Here is an 18,426-nt window from a genome sequence, read left to right as displayed (position 1 = left end):
TTTGTTATACCCCTTTGTTCGTTTGGCGCTGGGCAGCGACTTCGAGCACGGCCTGAACGATGCCGGTGTAACCCGTGCAGCGACATAGATGCCCCGAAAGCATGTCGCGTACCTGGGTCTCGTCCGGGTTGGGTATCCGTTCGAGGAAGTCCACGCAGGACATGAGAATGCCCGCAGTGCAAAAGCCGCACTGCAAGGCGTGATGACGGCGAAAGGCTTGTTGCAGGTCGCTCAGTGTGTCGTCGTCAGCCAGCGACTCGACGGTCTCGATACGCCGCTCGTGCCCCTGTACCGCGAGCATCAGGCAGGAACGCATGGCGACTCCGTCCACTAGCACCGTGCAGGCACCGCAGACACCGTGTTCGCATCCGACATGGACACCGGTGGCACCGAGGTCGTGGCGCAGAAAGTCGCAAAGTTGGGTCCGCGGTTCAGCCAGGGCTTCGCGGGAGCGGCCATTGAGTTCCAGGCGAATCGGAAAGGTTTGGTCGGCAGTTACACGCATGTTCAGACTCCTTCGATCAGCTGATGACCCAGCTCGCGAATCAGTTGGCGGCGATAGGCAGCGCTGGCCTGCACGTCGTCTTGTGCGTCGAGCGACCAGGCGGTTTGATTGAGCGCGTCCGGCAGCCCCGCACCACGAGGCAGACTGCGACGTTGCGGACGGTCAGCGACCCCGCCGATGCCGAGTTCGACCTGGTCCGCGCCGATGGCCGCGGCCAGGGAGACGATTGCAAAGTCGCCGTGGCGCATGGCGATTTCGCGGAAGCGATAGGTGATGCCTTCGCGTTTGAGCGGAAAACGCACCTCGACGACCAGTTCATCCGCACGCTTGTCGGTGGTGAGAATGCCTTGGAAGAAGTCGGCAGCCTTGACGATGCGCTTGCCTTTTTTCGACTCGAGAACGATCTCGCCGCCCAGCGTCACCAGGCACAGCGGCAACTCGGCGCTGGGGTCGGCGTGAGCCACCGAACCGCAGACCGTGCCGCGATTACGCGTCTGGAAGTGACCGATCCAGGGCATCGCCAGTGCCAATAAAGGCACCTCGTCCATCAGGGTTGAACGCGCCAGCAACTGCGCCTGTCGTACCCCGGCGCCTACCGCCAGACAATCCTTGCGCAGTTCGATATAGGCCAGCTCAGCCACATGATTGATGTCGATCAGCAACTTGGGCTGAGCCAGGCGCATGTTCAGCACCGCCATCAGCGATTGGCCACCGGCGATGATGCGAGCCTCCTGACCGTACTCGGCGAGCAACTCAACCACCTGACGACGGGTGTCAGCCCGAACGTAATCGAAAGCAGCCGGTTTCATTGCGCACCTCCCTTGCCAAACATTGCGCCAAGCGAGGCCCGCAATCGCGCCCACCAGCTGGTGGAGATGGCTTGGCCGCTGACCCGTTGCGACAGGCGAGTAAAGATTTGTCCGATGATCACTTTCGAGGCCCCTTGCAACATTCGGCCGCCGACCGCGGCGACTTTGCCGCTGACCGCCACCTGGTATTGGTATTCCAGACGTGTGTGGCCATTTTCCAGTTCGACGAAACGCACCTTGGCCTGGCCCTGGGCCGAGCCCATGGAGCTGCTGCCGGAACCGGACAGACGCAATGAATGCGGCGGGTCCAGATCACTCAGGGCAACCTTGGCCTCGAAGCGCGCACGGATCATGCCGACGCCGACGGTGACGTCTGCGCGGTAACGGTTTTCGCCTTCAAGCACGAGGTCGTGGCAACCGGGAATGATCGCTGCCAGCGTCTGCGGGTCGAGCAAGGTATCGAACACCTGTTGCGGCGAGGCAGGAATCACCACCGAGTCGTTGGCCCGCAGTGCCGGTCCACCGGCAGGTGCTGCGTCCAGGTCTTCATCGGGCTCCATACCGGCGGGCCGTGGCGGCTCGTCGATCCCGATCAGCGTGCGTACTTTCGATGGTGTCAGCGGCAGACGGATGTCCGAGCGACCGAGGGCGTCGGCCACCGCGTTGGCGATGCACACCGGCGTGCTCATATTGTTGCCCTCGCCCACACCCTTGGCGCCCAGCGGGGTGAATGGCGATGGCGTTTCCATGTGCAGGATCACCGGTTCGATCGCTTCCGGTGCGGTGGGCACCAGATAATCGGCGAAGGTCCCGGAAAGAAAGCTGCCGTCCTCGCCATAGGCAAACTCTTCCATCAGCGCCGCGCCGAGTCCTTGGGTGAAGCCACCACGAATCTGGCCATCGACCAGCGCCGGATTGAGCAGGCGGCCGGCGTCATGGCAGGTGACGTAGCGATCGATGTGGATCTCGCCGGTCATGCGGTCGATTTCCAGACCACAGATGTCGAAGACAAAGCCGTAGCACAGCGAGCTGTTGACCTGATCCTGGTCGTCCGGGGCCACCAATTGCGGCGGGCTCCAGAACGCGGTTTCGCGCAGACCGCCACTTTCACCTTCCGGCAGCAGGCCCGGCGACCAGTGGGTCGCACCGGCTATCCGATGGAATGGCGCGACCGCCCCGCCATTGACCACAAAAATCTTGCCGCCCGCGAAACGAATATCTTCGGGGCTGGCCTGCAATTGCTCGGCGGCAATCGCGGCGAGGCGATCGCGGATCTTCAGCGCCGCCTTGTAGACGGCACCGGCCACAGCGCCGGCGAAGCGGCTGGAATAGTTGCCCGAGGCAATCGACCAAGCGTCCTTCTGGGTATCCAGCTCGACGTTGACCACGATGGATTCCAGCGCAACCCCAAGCACTTCGGCGACGACCTGAGCGACGGTGGTTTGATGGCCCTGCCCTTGGGGTGCCGAGGACACGTGCACACTGACGTCACCCAATGGGCCGACGTTGATGGTGGCGGTGGCGACAGCGCCGTTTTTCGGACCGGCCTTGCGCCGCTCTTCGGGTGTCATCGCGGTGGTGATGTATCCCATGTTGGAAATCGAAGGCTCGATGACGGCGGCATAACCGATGCCGTAGATCCGGCCTTCGGCACGCGCCTGATCACGACGTTTGAGCAACTCGTCGAGTCCACCGTCAGCCGCCGCCAAGGCAATGCCTGCCTGGTAATTGCCGGAATCGAGCAACGCACCGGCGGCCGCGCGATAAGGGAAGGCATCGGCCGGCACCAGGTTGCGGCGGATCACGTCCAACGGATCAAGCTTCAACTGCACGGCGATGTGTTGCATCAGACGCTCAAGGGCGAAATACACCTGTGGGCCACCAAAACCACGGTTCAGGCCGGAAGGGGTTTTGTTGGTCAGCACCACTCGGTTGCGCACTTGCAAATTGCGGATCGCGTAGGCGCCCGTCAGGTTGCCGTGCATCCGGTAGAAAGTCGCCGGTTCAGGCGCTCTCAGGTAGGCACCACAATCGTCGATCTGGTCATATCGCAAAGCGGTGATGCGGCCATCCGCTTCTACCGCCGCTTCAATTTCGGTCACCCGATTGGTCGCCGAAGAAGCCCCCTGAAGATGTTCCAGACGGTCCTCGACCCACTTCACCGGTGCACCGACCTTGCGTGACGCCAGGCCCATCATCACCACGTAAGGGAAAACCCCTTGCTTGATGCCAAAGCTGCCGCCGGAATCTTTCGGTGTGCGCAAACGCAGGCGGTTGCCGGGCACATTCAGTGCCCTGGCCATGACCGTGTGCAACGCATAGGGGCCCTGGAAATTGGCCAGCACGTCATAAATGCCGGTGGCGCGCTCGTACTGAGCCAGCACCACGTAGCATTCAATGGGCGTGCAGGAACTGCGCGGAAACTTCACTTTGAGCGAGACCTTGTGCGGCGCCTGCTCGAAGGCCTGCTCCGGCTCGCCATAACGAAAGCGCCGTTCGTTGACCACGTTGCTGCCGACCGCTTCGTGCAGGATCGGCGCCTGTTCGGCGGTGGCCCGTTCGGGATCGATGATCGGTGGCAGCGGCTCGTATTCAACGCGCACACCTTCGATCGCGTCCTCGGCCAGATAGCGGCTCTCAGCGATCACTACGGCCACCGGCTCTCCGACGTAACGTACCTTGTCAACGGCGACGCACCAGTGCTCCATCGGCTGCCGCACACCCACCGGGAACGGCAGCGCCCAGCGTTTGACGTCTTCGCCGACCAGCACGCCGTGCACGCCTTTCATCAGCAGCGCACTGGAAAAGTCCACCGAGGTGATCCGTGCATGAGCGTGGGGTGAACGGATGATCGCCGCGTGTAGCGTTCCCGGAGGGATCGCAGCGTCATCGGCATAACAGCCGAGGCCGCGCAACAATGCGGCGTCCTCGACACGGGTCTGACGGGCGCCGATGTGGCCGGTCTGGCTTTCGGTAGCAGGCTGGAAACTAGTCATTTTTTTCGCGGCTCTTGTTGTTGTGCAGCGCGATAGCGTTAGAGCCGAGTGTGTGAGAAAGGCGCAGGGAGCGCCTTGCCTGGGGAGAGGGAGTTCTGCGCTGGGGTCTGAAAATTTGCCTTAGCGTCTGATTTTCAGGTCTGGGTCCAGACAGAATTGGCGGTCAGGGATGGGACGCGGGATGGCTCAGGAAAGCTTCGATGTCTGCGTAGGGCATTGGTTTGGCAAAGTAATACCCCTGAAAAACATCGCAGCGACTGCCCTTCAGGAAATCCACCTGAGACGCCGTTTCCACGCCTTCGGCGACCACCGTCAGGCTGAGGTGATGGGCCATGGAAATAATGCCTTGGGTGATCGCAGCATCGTGATGGTCGGTGGCGATTTCCTGGATGAACGAGCGGTCAATCTTGATCTTGTCGATGGGCAAACGCTTGAGGTAGCTGAGGCTGGAAAAACCGGTGCCGAAATCATCGAGCGCAATGCACACCCCCAACGCCTTGAGCCGGTGCAACGTGTCGATCGCCTGTTCAGCGTTATGCAACAGAAGCGACTCGGTGATCTCCAACTCCAGTTGCTCACCACAGAGTCCGTGTTTCTCCAGGGTGGCTTGTACATACTGGACGAAATGGCCACGCTGAAAATGCATCGGCGAAATATTCACCGCCATCGAGATGCCGGTGATGCCCTGCTCGCCTAGCTGGCGCAACTGCGCGCAGGCCGTATCGAGTACCCAAAGGCTCAGCGGAATGATCTGACCACTGTCCTCTGCCACCGGCACAAACACCGCGGGTGAGATAAATCCTTTTTCCGGATGCTCCCAACGCAGCAACGCTTCGATCCCGACCACCCGACCCGTGCGCGCGTCTATCTGCGGTTGATAATGCAGCTGTAACGACTGAGTTTCGATAGCCTTTTGCAGGTCATTGCGCAGACTCGCGTGCTCGCAAACGCGCTGATTAAGATCGCTGGTGTACCACTGAAAGTTGTTGCGCCCTTGCTGCTTGGCTTTGTACATGGCCATGTCAGCCTGCTGGATCAGTTGCATCGGCTGCTCGATATGACCATCGCTCAGGGTGATGCCGATACTTGCACTCACGTGCAGGTCAATGCCCTGAATGCAGTAGGGTCTGGCAATGCTGGCCATCAAGCGCTCGACCACCGGTACGACGTCCTCATCACGAAGCAGGTCCGGCAGCAGCACGATAAATTCGTCACCGCCCATGCGCACGATGGTATCGCCGGGACGAACCTGCCGGGGCATACGCTGCGCCACCTCAATCAGCACCTGATCGCCGAAGTAGTGTCCGATCGAATCGTTGATGGATTTGAATCCATCCAGATCAATGCACATCACCGCCAGACGACGCTTACGCCGACGACTGATGTGACAATCCAGAACAAGCCGGTCTTCAAGCGAAACACGGTTAAGCAAACCGGTCAGGCGGTCATGGCTGGCGTTGAAACTCAATTGGCGCTCGAAATGCTTTTGCTCGCTGATGTCCCGGGCAATGCCAAATACCCCGACGATTTCTCCGTTGACCATGATCGGCAGGTTAGAGATGTCCATGGTCAGCAGTTTTTGACTCTCGTCGAGAACCCGCGCCTCGAAACGCTGAGGTTCTCCGGCGCGGGCTGCGGAAAAATGCTGACTGACCCGTTCCAAGTCTTCTTCGAGTACCAGATGGGAGAAGTGATGACCAATGAAATCGCTCGCGGTGTGCGGTTTCAGCTTCAGGCCCGCCGGATTCACACTCTGGATGTTGCCGGCCAGATCGAGGGCGAATACCGGGTTGGGGTTGTAGGTGAACAAAGAACGAAAACGTTGTTCGCTTTCCTCCAGACGTTGGCCGTCACGCTCATGACGGATCGCAATGACTGCCAGCTGGGCCGCGCAGGCCAGTCGTTGAATCTGCGCCTCATCCGGCGCATTCGTGCGGTTCTGGTACAGGGCAAATGTACCCAACACGCCTCCCAGATGGGAGAGCAAAGGCACCGACCAGCAGGAACGCAGGTTATGCCCCAGCGCCAGGCCGCGAAAACGCTCCCAGTTTGGATCTCGGGCGATGTCTTCGGTCACCACAAGCTCGCGCCGGAACGCTGCGATGCCGCAGGTTCCTTCGTGTGGACCAATGGCCATTCCATGAATCGCGTCACTGTATTCGACCGGCAGGCTGGGCGCCGCGCCGCTCAGCAAGCGTTTGCCCTCGGCATCAGTGAGCAGGATAGAGCAGAAGGTTTCGGGGGCCTGTGCGTCGTGCATCTGACAGATGGCGCAGAGTATGTCGCCCAGATGATGGTCGGTCGCGATCATGCCGAGAATGTCACGTTGCGACTCGGGGAAGGTCTTGCTGTGAAAGCTCGGACGAGTATTCATGGTGGTTCCTGAAGACTCTCGAGGTCGTCCGGTCTTCAGAGAGCCAGAAATAGTGGCGGCCGATCACTGTCCACTAGTGCTTCGGACGCGCACTCTATAGAGCGCCAGCTAACTAATAAAAGGCTCAGATCCAACATAAAAAACAGTATCAGATTGCCGCGGTTTGGCTGGAATGGTCGGGGTGCTTGGCCGTTTTGATGTTCTGCTGGCCCGGACAGTCCGGAAGCTGCAGCCCGGTTTCCATGAACTTGGACCGATGAACATTTCCACGCCAATAGCCTTCGGACCTGCCGCAAAACATAGTAACGGCCTGCCTATGAACATCTGACATGGCCCACTTGTTAAACGATGTGTTTATAAAGCCGACCAGCCTCTGCAGATGACGATCAAATCCGAAAGTTTCTGGCTCGGTCCAACATTCCATGGAGCCAGGTCCGCATCACCCGCTAAACACTCGGCACCCGGCGTAACGAAGCACGCTGGACAGGCATCTGCTGCCAAGCCAGCTGCGCCTGAACAATGGCGACCGCCTCCAGCACTTTATGCGCCCAGCCGTCATCTTCCGGATGCACCACGACCACGCGAAAGCCATGGTCATCACCTTCAATCTGCACGCCTTCGGAATCATCGACGTGCAAATCGATATCGAACGCCGGCGGATATTTCGAGGGTGCATTCGACAGCCCATGGTCCGTTAGCGCCTGATTGTGTAGCACGCTGTTGACCACGCCGTCGACGCGGATGCCGTAGAGCAACAGCCAACGCCGGATGTAGGACGGCGTGCGGCCGGACGACGTATAGACCCAGATGCTGCAATCCTGGCGGCGCAGTTCTCGGATCAGGGAGCGTGTGCCCCTGCGCAACGGCTCACCCAGCCAGCGATGAATACAGGCCGGCAATCGGCTTTGTTCGACTTCGCAGTGGTGGAGTTGGCAGGCGAGCGTGTCATCGATATCAAACGAAATGCGTATGCGCGGCCGCCTGGACATCTGCATCGGGATGGCCCAGCGGATGGCCTGCCCTGCCCGGCTGCCGAGGGTTTTGCATTTGGCGAACGCTGAATTCCCGCGCATCAATGACCACCCTGAGAGATGGGCAAAGGCTTGCCTTTGAGAAAGAACTTCATCGGGTCAGGCGCTTGTTCTTCCAGGAAGGCTGCGTATTTTTTCTTGATCTTGGGCAGTTCGTACAACGCCTTGACTCCATGTTTGGCAGAGTTGCGTATGACCGATGACGGGTTGAAGTAGCCTTTGGCGTTTTCCAGCGTCAACACGAAAGGCGGCAAGCCCGCGCGCATGAGCAGGTAGCTGACGATGAGCGACCCACTGCGGTTGTTCCCTTCAATGAACAACTGCGGCTTGCTGAGAATGCGCACATAGACACCAGCCGCCCGCTTCCAGACGGATTCGCTGCGATACGCGCAATACCAATTGAACAAGTCCTTGATGCCTCCCTCAACGTTGTTGAAGAAATGCGCCTCGGTCGCGGCCAGGTGCTGGGCGTATTCCAGGCGGCGCGTCGGGTCTCGGCCACAAAGCACCGTGGCGTTGATCTCGAGCATCAGGTTCAGGTGCTGAAGGTCAAATAGATCGACGCCGCGGGCAACATAGTCGTCAATCAACGCGTAGCCTTCAAGCACGTTCTGCAGTACTTCGTCGGTCAAGGGATCGCGTGGCTCCGTGAAGTGCCGGCTGAGCTCGGCGAAGCGGTGTTGCACTTCGCGCAGTGCATGTTCAATCGCAGGCAAATCAAGGCGATGCGTAGCAGGCATTGGTGCTCCTTGGAAACGCTTGGTAAATGTCTACCGGATGCCCGCCAAATCCATTTGGCTTCTGCAGGTATGCGGCCTTGACCGGATGGGTGACTTAGCTGAACTTGCCGCTGATGTAGTCGCCGGTCATCTGTTCACGTGGGTTGTCGAAAATCTGCGTTGTTGGACCCATTTCAACCAGATAGCCGGTGCGCGTGCCCTGGGAAATATCCACCGAGAAGAACGCCGTCGTATCAGCGACGCGGATGGCTTGCTGCATGTTGTGGGTGACCAGCGCGATGGTGTAATCCTTCTTCAGCTCGACCATCAGTTCCTCGACTCGCCGGGTAGCGATCGGGTCGAGTGCCGAACACGGCTCATCCAGCAGCAGGACTTCCGGCTCGGTGGCGATGGCGCGGGCGATGCACAGGCGTTGTTGCTGGCCGCCGGAGAGCGACAGGCCGCTGACCTTGAGCTTGTCCTTGACTTCATCCCACAGGGCGGCGCCTTGCAGCGCATGCTTGACCCGATCGCCTATATCGCCTTTGTAGCGATTGAGGCGCAGACCAAACGCGACGTTGTCGAAGATGCTCATCGAGAACGGGTTCGGCTGTTGGAACACCATGCCGATGTAACGGCGCACGACCACCGGATCAACGCCCTTGGCATAGACATCTTGCCCAAGGAAGTGCACGTGGCCTTCGAAACGGAAACCTTTCACCAGATCGTTCATCCGGTTAAGGCTGCGCAGCACGGTACTCTTGCCGCAGCCGGATGGCCCGATGAAACCGGTGATCTTGTTTTTCTCGATCGGCACATGGCTGTCACGTACCGCCATGAAGTTGCCGTAGAAAATCTTGTCCAGTTTGCAGTCCATGACTACAGGTGCCTGGGTGACAAACGGAGCGGCTATTTGCGCAGTGGATACGTTCAAGATCAGATGCTCCCGTTCTTAATACTTGGGCTTGCCGAAGATACGGCTGATGATATTCACGACCAGCACGATCATCACCAGCACCAGTGAGGCCGCCCATGCGAGCTCGAGCTGGTTGTCGAACGGCATGCCGGAGAAGTTGTAGATCAGCACGGCAAGCGATGCCGTCGGGTTCATGACCTCGAGGCTGCCTTGGTGGTAGATCCAGTAGTTGCTGAACAGCGCGGTAAACAACAGCGGCGCTGTTTCGCCCGCGGCCCGTGCCACCGCCAGCATGACGCCGGTCAGGATCGCGGGCATGCCGGTGGGCAAGACGATTTTCCAGATCACCTGCGAGCGGGTGCAGCCCATGCCATAGGCGGCATCCTTCATGATCTTGGGCACCATCCGCATCGACTCTTCCGCCGTCAGCACGACGATAGGCAGCATCAGGACTGCCAGCGCTACGCCACCGGCCGGTGCCGAATAAGTGCCGGTGGTCATCACCACCAGGGCGTAAGCAAACACCCCGGCCAGAATCGATGGCAACCCCGTGAGCATCTTGGCGGCAAAGCGCGCAGCGTTCGCCAGCTTGCTGTCCGGCCCCAGTTCAGCCAGGAAAATCGCCGCCATGATGCCGACCGGCACCGCGATTGCCGCCGCGATACCCACCATCACAAAGGTACCGGCCATCGCGTTGCCGAAGCCCCCGCCCATCTCGAAGCCCGTCGGCGGCAGTTCGGTGAAGACTTCCAGGTTCAGGCGAGCGCCGCCGCGGGTGATCAGCATGTAGAGCACGGAAATCAACGGTACGCTGGCCAGCAGCGCCCCGCCCCAGACCAGGGTGGTCAGGATCAGGCTGCGCAGGGCGCGGCCCTCGAACTTGCGCTGCAGGCTGGGCATCGCGCCTGCTGGAGCCGTCAAGTCTGTTGCAGCAGTCAGGTCGGTCATCACTTATTACCCCGTTGGGCGTACATCATGATCAAGGAGCCGAAGACGTTCACGATCAACGTGATCAACATCAGCACCAGTGCGGCATACATCAACACCTCGATCTCGTTCGGCCCGGCTTCGGGGAAGTTCAGGGCCAGCAAGGCCGCCAGGGTGTTGGCCGGTGCGAACAGCGAAAGGGAAATGTTATTCGCGTTGCCTACCAGCATGGCCAGCGCCATCGTTTCACCCAACGCGCGTCCCAGGCCAAGTACCAGAGAACCGAAAATGCCCGTGGCGGCCGACGGCACCATCACCTTGAGAATCGCTTCCCAGTGGGTGGTCCCCATGCCGTAGGCGGCCTGCTTGGTTTTCATCGGTACGCCCGTGAGCGCATCCTGCGAAACAGCGGCAATGGTTGGAAGAATCATGATGGCGAGCACCAACGCCGCAGGAAGCAGCCCCGGCCCGCTCAAGGATGTGCCGAAAAATGGCACCCAGCCGAGTTCGCTGTTCAACCAGGTGGTCAGTGGCCGAATCGCCGGGATCACCACATAGATCCCCCACAGGCCGTAGACGACGCTGGGGATGGCCGCGAGTAATTCGACAATGGTGCGGAAAATGGCGGCGAGCTTGGGAGGCAGGAAGTCCTGGGTCAGGAAAATCGCCATGCTGACGCCGAAAAAGCCCGCGATCAGCAATGCGATGAAGGCGCTGTAGAGCGTGCCCCAGATAGCCGGCAGGATGCCGTATTTACCCTGGTTCACGTCCCAGACGGTGCCTAGGAGAACATCGAACCCGTGCTTTTCCATGCCAGGCAGCGCCTTGCGTCCCACTTCGAACACGAGGGCAAATACCAACGCCAGAACCAGAATGACCCCAATACGCGCAAGCGCACGAAAGGTGCGATCAACCAGGAAGTCCTTCGCGGACGGTGGTTGGCAGGCAGAATCTGGATTAACCGGTACGACAAAGGGTTTGTTCATTGGCTAAGTCCGGAACAAGGGGGAAACTCTCCCGGCATGGCTGACAGCACACGCCGAGAGAGGCCTCAGGCGTTACTGAATGTTGGCGGACGCTTTGCGAACCTGCTCGACAACCGACTGCGGCAACGGGATGTAACCCATCGAGTCGGCAATCTTTTGCCCTTCGGTCAGGCTGTATTCGACCATTTCACGCATGGCCTTGGCCTTGGCCGGGTTGCCGTTGTCCTTGCGGAAAATCATCCAGGTGTAGGACGTGATCGGGTACGACTTGGCGCCGTCTGGATCAGGCAACCAGGACACCAGGCTATCCGGCATCTTCACCGCTGCCAGAGCCTCGGCACCGCTCTCGGCGTTTGGCACGACGTAGTGGCCGGCCTTGTTCTGCAACTGGGCAAAGTCAACCTTGGCAAGTTTGGCGAAGCCGTATTCGATGTAGCCGATCGCGCCCGGCGTCTGGCGCACAGTAGCCGTCACACCATCGTTCTTCGGCGACTTGATGAACTTGTCACTGGCCGGCCAGTTGACGGTGTTGCCCTCCCCCAGCGCCTGCTTGAACTCCGGATTGATGGTTGCCAAGTGCTTGGTGAATACCGCGGTCGTACCGCTGGAATCCGCACGCACAACCACCGTGATCGGCGTATCGGACAGTTTCAGGTCCGGGTTGGCGGCGACGATCTTTGGATCGTTCCAGCGGGTGATCTTGCCCAGGAAAATGTTTGAGTACACATCGCGTGGCAACTTCAGGCCTTTAGGATTGCCCGGCAGGTTATAGGCCAGCACGATTTCCCCGGCGGTCATCGGCAGCAACTGCACGCCTTCGGCAACCTTGGCGATATCTTCGTCTTTCATTGCCGAGTCACTGGCGGCGAAATCAACGGTTTTATTCAGGAAGTCCTGTACACCCGCGCCGCTGCCCTTGGATTGGTAATCCACAGTGACACCTTCGGATTTCTTGCTGAAATCCTTGAACCAGGTCAGGTAGATCGGCGCCGGGAAACTCGCGCCAGAACCCGTCAGACGGACGCTTTCTGCAGCGAACGACGCCGAAGTGGCACCAAGAGAAAGCGTAACGGCGAGCGCAACAGACTTCATCAAACTTTTCATTGAAAGAAATTCCTTGTGATGACGGGCTGGGGAACTCTGCAACAGTCGTGTTACGTTTTTATGAACATCGAATTGCAAAAGGGGACAAATGTCCCCGTTTTGCGCCACGGCACCGACGTGAAAAGCTCGCGCACACCCACGCCCCGGCATTTGCTCAGGGCCTGAAGAAGTTGAATTCACACGCCGATTGATCGGATCGCAATGCCGAGGCGCATTGATTCCGGCAGCGCTGGGGCTGCTTGCAGGTCGTAAGGACCCGTTCGAGGGATTGCCGTCATGGACGGCTGGCGCTGGGACGTATCAGTGACGCAACAACCTACGCAGCGGAACCCCATCCTTGAGCACGGGGGATTTGATGACGATGTAACTGAAGTACTTGGAAATGCCGATGTTCTTGTCCAGCAGCCCTTCGATCACTTCCTGGTAATGCTGGATACTGCACGTCATGAAGCGCACCAGGTAATCGTACCCGCCGCTGATCAAATGGCACTCCAGCACCTCATCGACCAAGCGAATATTGGATTCGAACTTGGCGAAGTCTTCCCGCTTGTGGTCACTGAGAGTGACTTCAGTGAAGACCGTGACCGAGTCAGTGATCTTGGCCAGGTTGAGATGAGCCCTGTAGCCGGAAATATAACCAGCCGACTCGAGCCGCTTGACTCGCTGCAGGCAGGGGCTGGATGACAGGCCCACGGCATCGGCGAGACTGACGTTGGTCATTCGACCGTCCTTTTGAAGTTCAACAAGGATACTGATATCAATTCGGTCTAGTTTTATTAAACCTTCCATCGGGTACCCCTCGGTTGTCTTCAGGTTGACAGTGGTTTTAGCAAATTCAACGCCGCAAAGATAGCTGATGCTGAGCGACGAGGTCGGCCATGCTGGTGATGTAGAAATCGGCGGAATATGCTTGATTATCAGGCTCATGGCCACGGCGGATCAGGCACAGGCCAGCCGATTTTGGCGGGGACGCGGGCGGCCTGGACACTTGCATGATGTTTTCAGGCTTGAGCTTGTTCGCCAGCAACCATGCCTCGTCCTCCAGTGGATTGTTGGCGCGGGAATGCAGGTCCTCGGGGGGAATTCCCAAGCGCTCGCAGAGCGGGTCACGGTCCTCGGCATCACGATCGCAATACACCAGCAGCCGGTAGAATTTGCGCAGGTACAACATGGCACCGGGCGCGTCCTCGAACAGCGACCAGTTGCTGGCCGAACGGGCAAAGCTCATGCCCTCCTCCCAACTGACCTTGAGCCCCAGGCGCTCTGCCAGTTGACGATGGGCAAAGCACAACAGACCACTGAAGCCCAGTTCGGAAAAACGCGGATAGAGCCCGCGCACTGCCTCGTCGAACTCAGCCAGCACCGCCTCCCTGGCTGGCACGTCCGGATGGTTGTCGAGCAAAGGTTGCAGGGCCGTCCAGACACCGGAATCCCGATCGACCAGGACTTCGTCGCAATCGATCAGCAGCGCACGATAATCAGTCAGGTGCATGTGTGTCGCCTCCCATGATGCATTCATCAATCCATATGCGCTAAATGCCCCCGGTCGGCACATCGCTACTGCGGGCCGACCGAGACCTGAGATTAATCCAACACGCGCAGCAATGCTGCTTCAAGAATGGTCAGTGCTTCGTCGATCTGACTTTCTTCGGTGACCAGGGGCGCCAGGAAGCGCAGAACATTTCGGTACACCCCGCATTTGATCACCAACAGCCCGCCTACCCTGGCCTGGTCGATCAGTTGTTGGGTGAGTTCGGCATCGGGGCTGTGGGCCTCATCGTCCTTGATCAATTCGATGGCCAGCATGAAGCCAGTACCGCGCACGTCACCGATGCGCGGGTGACGTGCCTGCAAGCGCAGCAGGCCCTGCCGCAGCCGCTCGCCCAGGACCTGGCCATGCTCGAGCAACTGCTCCTGTTCGTAAGCGTCGATCACCGCCAGCGCCGCTGCACACGACAAGGCATTGCCGCCATAGGTGCCGCCAAGACCACCGGGCAATGGCGCGTCCATGATGTGCGCACGCCCCACCACGCCCGAAATGGGCAAGCCACCTGCCAGACTCTTGGCGACGGTGACCAGGTCCGGCTGAATGCCGGCGTGCTGAAAACCGAACCACTTGCCGGTACGCCCGAAGCCGGTCTGGATTTCATCGAGGATGAGCACGATGCCGTGTTGCTCGGTGAGGGTCCGCAGCGCCTGGAGAAATTCGGGCGGAGCAGAAAGGAAACCGCCGTCGCCCTGCACCGGCTCGATGATGATCGCCGCGACGCGATCCGGAGCGACTTGGGTCGCCAGCAGCTCATTCAGGGCCTGCAACGCCATCTCGCTGCTGAAACCGCGATAGGCATTCGGGTATGGAGTATGGAAGACCTCCGGTGCGAAGGGCCCGAAGTTCTGCTTGTAGGGCTGGCTCATGCCCGTCAGCGTCGTACCCAGCAAGGTACGCCCATGAAAACCGCCACGAAAGGAAATGACCGCGGGACGATTGGTATGGGCGCGGGCGATCTTCACCGCGTTCTCCACCGCCTCCGCGCCAGAGGTGAACAACGCCGCCTTGTAGGCTTGCTGACCACCTACCAACTCGCACAGGCGCTTGACCAGGTCGAGATAGGGCTTGTAGGCCACCACCTGGAAGCAAGCATGGCTGACCTTTTGCAATTGGGCCTGCACGGCCGCGACTACCTTCGGATGATTGTGACCAATGTTCAAGACGCCAATGCCGCCGACGAAGTCCAGGTAGCGCGCCCCGTCCACGTCCCACACTTCAGCCCCCTGGGCCCGGTCGATGACCAGCGGATGTGCGGTGACCAGACCCCGGGGCACGAATTGATCGCGTTGACGGAGCAAGCTTGGGGTTTCTTCGACTTTACTGTTCATGGCATCTCCCACAGTGAACCAGGCAACCGGGAAACGGCTGCGATGTGTTCCACAGGTTAAGCGTTCGACGCGATTGTCTAAGCCGAACTTGGCCTCTGGGAAATTCGGATCGACTGTTTTCACCCCGGCAAACAGCAGATTCCTTCAGCCGCCTCCAGCCCGATGGAATCTGCCGGCAGACGCCCCATACAACGCAGCGATGTGTGATTACGCAGGCTCTTTTGATACATCCTGCTTTGCCACTCGGGCATGCTGGAGGTTCCCTATCCAGTAACGAGAAGTGACCCATGGCCCTGCTTTATAAAGCCGACCCGGTACGCGGCGAACAATGGAAGCGTCTATTCGCCGAGCACGCGCCGGATATCGAATGGCGTGCCTGGCCGGACATCGGCGAGCCGAAGGATATTCGCTACCTCGCCGCCTGGCAGGCGCCGGACGACCTCGAAACATTGCTGCCAAACCTGGAGGTGCTGTTCGCCTTGTCGGCCGGGGTCGACCAACTTGACCTTGATCGCCTGCCCACGTCCCTGCCGGTGGTCCGGCTACTCGACCCCGGCATCACCCGGGGCATGTGCGAGTACGCCAGTTTCGCCGTGCTCAGCCTGCACCGGGACATGCTCCGTTATCGCCAGCAACAGGTCGCCCGGTGCTGGCAGGTGCACTTGCTGCAGCCGGCGGCCCAACGTCGGGTCGGTGTCATGGGGCTAGGCATGCAGGCCCGGCAGATCCTGGCCACTTTGCAGACCTTTGGCTTCGCTTTGTCAGGTTGGGCACGCAGCGAACACCGCATCGCCGGGGTGGACTGCTTTGCCGGTGACGCACAGCTCCCGGCGTTCCTCGGCCAATGCGACATCGTGTTGTGTGTCTTGCCATTGACCGAGCAGACCAAAGGGATTCTCAACCGCCAGTTGTTCCAACACCTGCCCAAGGGGGCTGCCCTGGTCAACATGGGTCGCGGCGGGCACCTGATAGAAGAGGATCTGCTCGACGCCCTGGCCAGCGGCCAGCTCAGTGCCGCGGTGCTCGACGTATTGCAACAGGAACCGGCAGCATCGGATCACCCGTTCTGGCAGCATCCACAAATATTACTGACGCCGCATATCGCGGCGATGACCCAACCCGAAAGTGCCTTTGGCGTGTTGCTGGACAATATCCGCCGCCATCAGCGCGGCGAATCGATGCTCGGCCAGATTGACCCTCAGCGACGTTATTGACCCGCGCGTGTCATGCACCTACGAGAAAAACACCGACGAAAAATCCGCTGATATTTGCTGCTGAGCCTGCTCCCGATTTGAGCAATAACTGCGGTGCGCGAAGCCGCAACTTATGCAATCTACCGAATCAATGTCCGCCTCTTGTCAGGCCTGGTGGCAGGTGAGATACCAACACTTTCAGCGGAGAAATCCGACCGGTCACGCTCCCTGTCCATGGAGATCTGTCATGTCCAACACGCAACGCCCCGCCTGTACCTATCGCCCCATGACGCCTGCCGATGTGACATCGGCTCATGCCTTGTCCGTGCAGTTGAAGTGGCCCCACCGCCTGGAAGACTGGGCCATGCTGCAGCGTGTCTCGCAGGGTTTTGTCGCAGAGGACGAAGGCCGCCTGATCGGTACGGCGTTCACCTGCCCACAGGGTGACTACGCCACGATCGGCCTGGTGATCGTCAGCGATGAGTACCAGGGCCAGGGCATCGGTCGCAAACTGATGGAGCTGGCACTCCAGGCCTGCGGCTCGCAGACCCCCATGCTCAATGCGACGCTGGCCGGCGCGCCTCTTTATGTCAGCCAGGGATTCGTCGACTTTGGGCATATCCAACAACACCAAGGAAACGTATCGCCCCCTGCCCCCAGTGACCTGCCACCCAGTGAGCGCTTGCGTCACCTGAGCGACGTCGATCGAAACGACGTGATCGCACTCGCCAACGCTGGCAGCGGCCTGGACAGGCATGCCGTGCTCAACGATCTGTTCGAGAGTGTCGAAGACGTCGTGGGGATCGAGCGTGAGGGGCAATTGCGAGCGTTCGCCCTCCTGCGTTCCTTCGGTCGCGGTCGTTACATCGGCCCGGTCGTTGCGGAAAATCCAGAGCAGGCCAAGCACCTGATCGCGGTGTTGTTGGCTCAAGTGCCGGATGCTTTCGTGCGCATGGATGTACTGCCCGACAGCGGGCTCGGTTCCTGGCTGGAAGAAGCCGGGCTGAAACAGGTCGACACCGTCGCACAAATGGTTCGTGGGACCCCACCCCGGGCCCGCGATGGCGTACATCAGTTTGCGCTGGTGACCCAGGCTATCGGCTGACGCCCCACTCACAGCGACACTATCCACTCTCCCGGAGTAACACCCTCATGCCAGAACCCACCGCCGTGCTGCTCGCACATGCCAACGGCACTCCCGCGTCAACAGCATTCACCTGCGGCTCATTGGGCGCCAACGATCCTTTCGACCGACAGATCGCTTATGTCGGGACCGATGACATTGCTGCCGGCGTCGTCCAGGCGAGCGGACAATTCAGCAGCGATCGGTACCCCTACAGTGAAACGATTGTGGTCCACGCGGGACGCGTCATCTTGCAGAGCCAGGATCACGCGCTCGAACTCAATCCGGGTGACAGCGCCGTGATCGCCCGTGGCACATCGGTTCAGATCGACGCGCTACCTGGCTCGTTCTGGGCATTCTGTGCCGATACCCAGCCTGTTGAAGCCGGTACTGCCGGACTGACCGCCCTCCCCCCATACACCCTGCTCTCCCCTTCGACGCCTCCGAGTGAAGAATTCCTGCTGAGCCCGACACCGCAATGTCGCTCGAACAACGTGTTCGTCGAGGACGCGACTAACCTGCGCATCGGCATCTGGGACTCGACACCCTATACCCGCAAGGCGCGGCCACACACGATGCATGAACTGATGCACCTGATCGAGGGCAGCATCATTCTCCAGAACGCCGACGGTTCTGAACTGGCGGTCAACACGGGCGATACCGTGTTCGTGCCGCGAGGCGCCCCCTGCGCCTGGAAGAGCAGCGTCTATGTGCGCAAGTTCTACGTCTGCAAATGATGTCTGGCGGGGCCTTTTGGGGTTGGTGAGGCCGCGCTCCCCCTGTGGGAGCGAGCTTGCTCGCGATGGCGGTGGTCCGGTCACATGGATGCCGGGTTTACTGGCCTCATCGCGAGCGAGCTCGGCTCC

The 18,426-nt window shown here is 59.9% G+C and carries 16 protein-coding genes; 3 read left to right on the top strand and 13 right to left on the bottom strand.

Annotated features, from left to right (window positions below):
* Nucleotides 1–4: 4 nt before the first annotated feature.
* The 13 genes from J4E53_RS07165 to gabT all read right to left on the bottom strand — a co-directional run bounded on the left by J4E53_RS07165 (nt 5) and on the right by gabT (nt 15,244).
* Nucleotides 5–505, bottom strand: coding sequence for a (2Fe-2S)-binding protein (locus J4E53_RS07165; protein WP_060742344.1), 501 nt, complete (start codon nt 503–505; stop codon nt 5–7).
* Nucleotides 506–507: 2 nt separating this feature from the next.
* A complete protein-coding gene (locus tag J4E53_RS07160; RefSeq protein ID WP_060742345.1) occupies nt 508–1,314 on the bottom strand; it encodes a xanthine dehydrogenase family protein subunit M in 807 nt (268 codons plus the stop codon).
* On the bottom strand, nt 1,311–4,310 hold the full coding sequence (locus J4E53_RS07155; protein ID WP_060742346.1) for a molybdopterin cofactor-binding domain-containing protein: 3,000 nt from the start codon (nt 4,308–4,310) through the stop codon (nt 1,311–1,313). Before J4E53_RS07155 ends, J4E53_RS07160 begins: the two co-directional genes overlap by 4 nt.
* A gap of 163 nt (nt 4,311–4,473) precedes the next feature.
* The gene (locus tag J4E53_RS07150; RefSeq protein ID WP_103308324.1) at nt 4,474–6,684 is read right to left on the bottom strand and encodes a bifunctional diguanylate cyclase/phosphodiesterase; all 2,211 of its coding nucleotides are present in this window, start codon (nt 6,682–6,684) and stop codon (nt 4,474–4,476) included.
* A gap of 446 nt (nt 6,685–7,130) precedes the next feature.
* Nucleotides 7,131–7,757 (bottom strand): hypothetical protein, encoded by a 627-nt coding sequence (locus J4E53_RS07145; RefSeq protein WP_371919207.1) that lies wholly within the window; start codon nt 7,755–7,757, stop codon nt 7,131–7,133.
* Complete coding sequence (locus tag J4E53_RS07140) at nt 7,757–8,455, bottom strand: hypothetical protein (protein ID WP_060742348.1); 699 nt, start codon at nt 8,453–8,455, stop codon at nt 7,757–7,759. Before J4E53_RS07140 ends, J4E53_RS07145 begins: the two co-directional genes overlap by 1 nt.
* Nucleotides 8,456–8,549: 94 nt before the next feature.
* On the bottom strand, nt 8,550–9,311 hold the full coding sequence (gene pstB / locus J4E53_RS07135; RefSeq protein WP_218276792.1) for a phosphate ABC transporter ATP-binding protein PstB: 762 nt from the start codon (nt 9,309–9,311) through the stop codon (nt 8,550–8,552).
* A gap of 75 nt (nt 9,312–9,386) precedes the next feature.
* Nucleotides 9,387–10,298: a phosphate ABC transporter permease PstA gene (pstA, locus tag J4E53_RS07130; protein WP_060742349.1), complete on the bottom strand. Its 912-nt coding sequence runs from the start codon at nt 10,296–10,298 to the stop codon at nt 9,387–9,389.
* Nucleotides 10,298–11,263, bottom strand: a complete 966-nt coding sequence (pstC, locus tag J4E53_RS07125; protein WP_060742350.1) for a phosphate ABC transporter permease subunit PstC — start codon at nt 11,261–11,263, stop codon at nt 10,298–10,300. Before pstC ends, pstA begins: the two co-directional genes overlap by 1 nt.
* Before the next feature lie 72 nt (nt 11,264–11,335).
* A complete protein-coding gene (gene pstS, locus J4E53_RS07120; protein WP_060742351.1) occupies nt 11,336–12,367 on the bottom strand; it encodes a phosphate ABC transporter substrate-binding protein PstS in 1,032 nt (343 codons plus the stop codon).
* Nucleotides 12,368–12,667: 300 nt separating this feature from the next.
* Nucleotides 12,668–13,156 carry an Lrp/AsnC family transcriptional regulator gene (locus tag J4E53_RS07115; RefSeq protein ID WP_060742352.1) on the bottom strand — a complete coding sequence of 163 codons (489 nt, stop codon included), beginning with the start codon at nt 13,154–13,156 and terminating at the stop codon, nt 12,668–12,670.
* A 46-nt stretch (nt 13,157–13,202) separates the two neighbouring features.
* Nucleotides 13,203–13,859, bottom strand: a complete 657-nt coding sequence (locus tag J4E53_RS07110) for an HAD family hydrolase (protein ID WP_103308322.1) — start codon at nt 13,857–13,859, stop codon at nt 13,203–13,205.
* Nucleotides 13,860–13,951: 92 nt separating this feature from the next.
* Nucleotides 13,952–15,244 (bottom strand): 4-aminobutyrate--2-oxoglutarate transaminase, encoded by a 1,293-nt coding sequence (gene gabT / locus J4E53_RS07105; RefSeq protein WP_103308321.1) that lies wholly within the window; start codon nt 15,242–15,244, stop codon nt 13,952–13,954.
* A 287-nt stretch (nt 15,245–15,531) separates the two neighbouring features.
* On the opposite strand from gabT, the gene J4E53_RS07100 reads away from it, so the two are divergent.
* From J4E53_RS07100 to J4E53_RS07090, 3 genes are all read left to right on the top strand, one after another.
* Nucleotides 15,532–16,458, top strand: coding sequence for a glyoxylate/hydroxypyruvate reductase A (locus tag J4E53_RS07100; protein ID WP_103308320.1), 927 nt, complete (start codon nt 15,532–15,534; stop codon nt 16,456–16,458).
* 226 nt (nt 16,459–16,684) lie between these two features.
* Nucleotides 16,685–17,542, top strand: a complete 858-nt coding sequence (locus J4E53_RS07095; RefSeq protein ID WP_103308319.1) for a GNAT family N-acetyltransferase — start codon at nt 16,685–16,687, stop codon at nt 17,540–17,542.
* A gap of 47 nt (nt 17,543–17,589) precedes the next feature.
* Nucleotides 17,590–18,297, top strand: coding sequence for a cupin domain-containing protein (locus J4E53_RS07090; protein WP_103308318.1), 708 nt, complete (start codon nt 17,590–17,592; stop codon nt 18,295–18,297).
* Nucleotides 18,298–18,426: the final 129 nt, after the last annotated feature.

This window comes from Pseudomonas sp. FW305-28 (assembly GCF_017351395.1).
GTDB classification, from domain to species: domain Bacteria; phylum Pseudomonadota; class Gammaproteobacteria; order Pseudomonadales; family Pseudomonadaceae; genus Aquipseudomonas; species Aquipseudomonas fluorescens_AA.
This window is presented reverse-complemented; position numbering and strand designations above follow the sequence as displayed.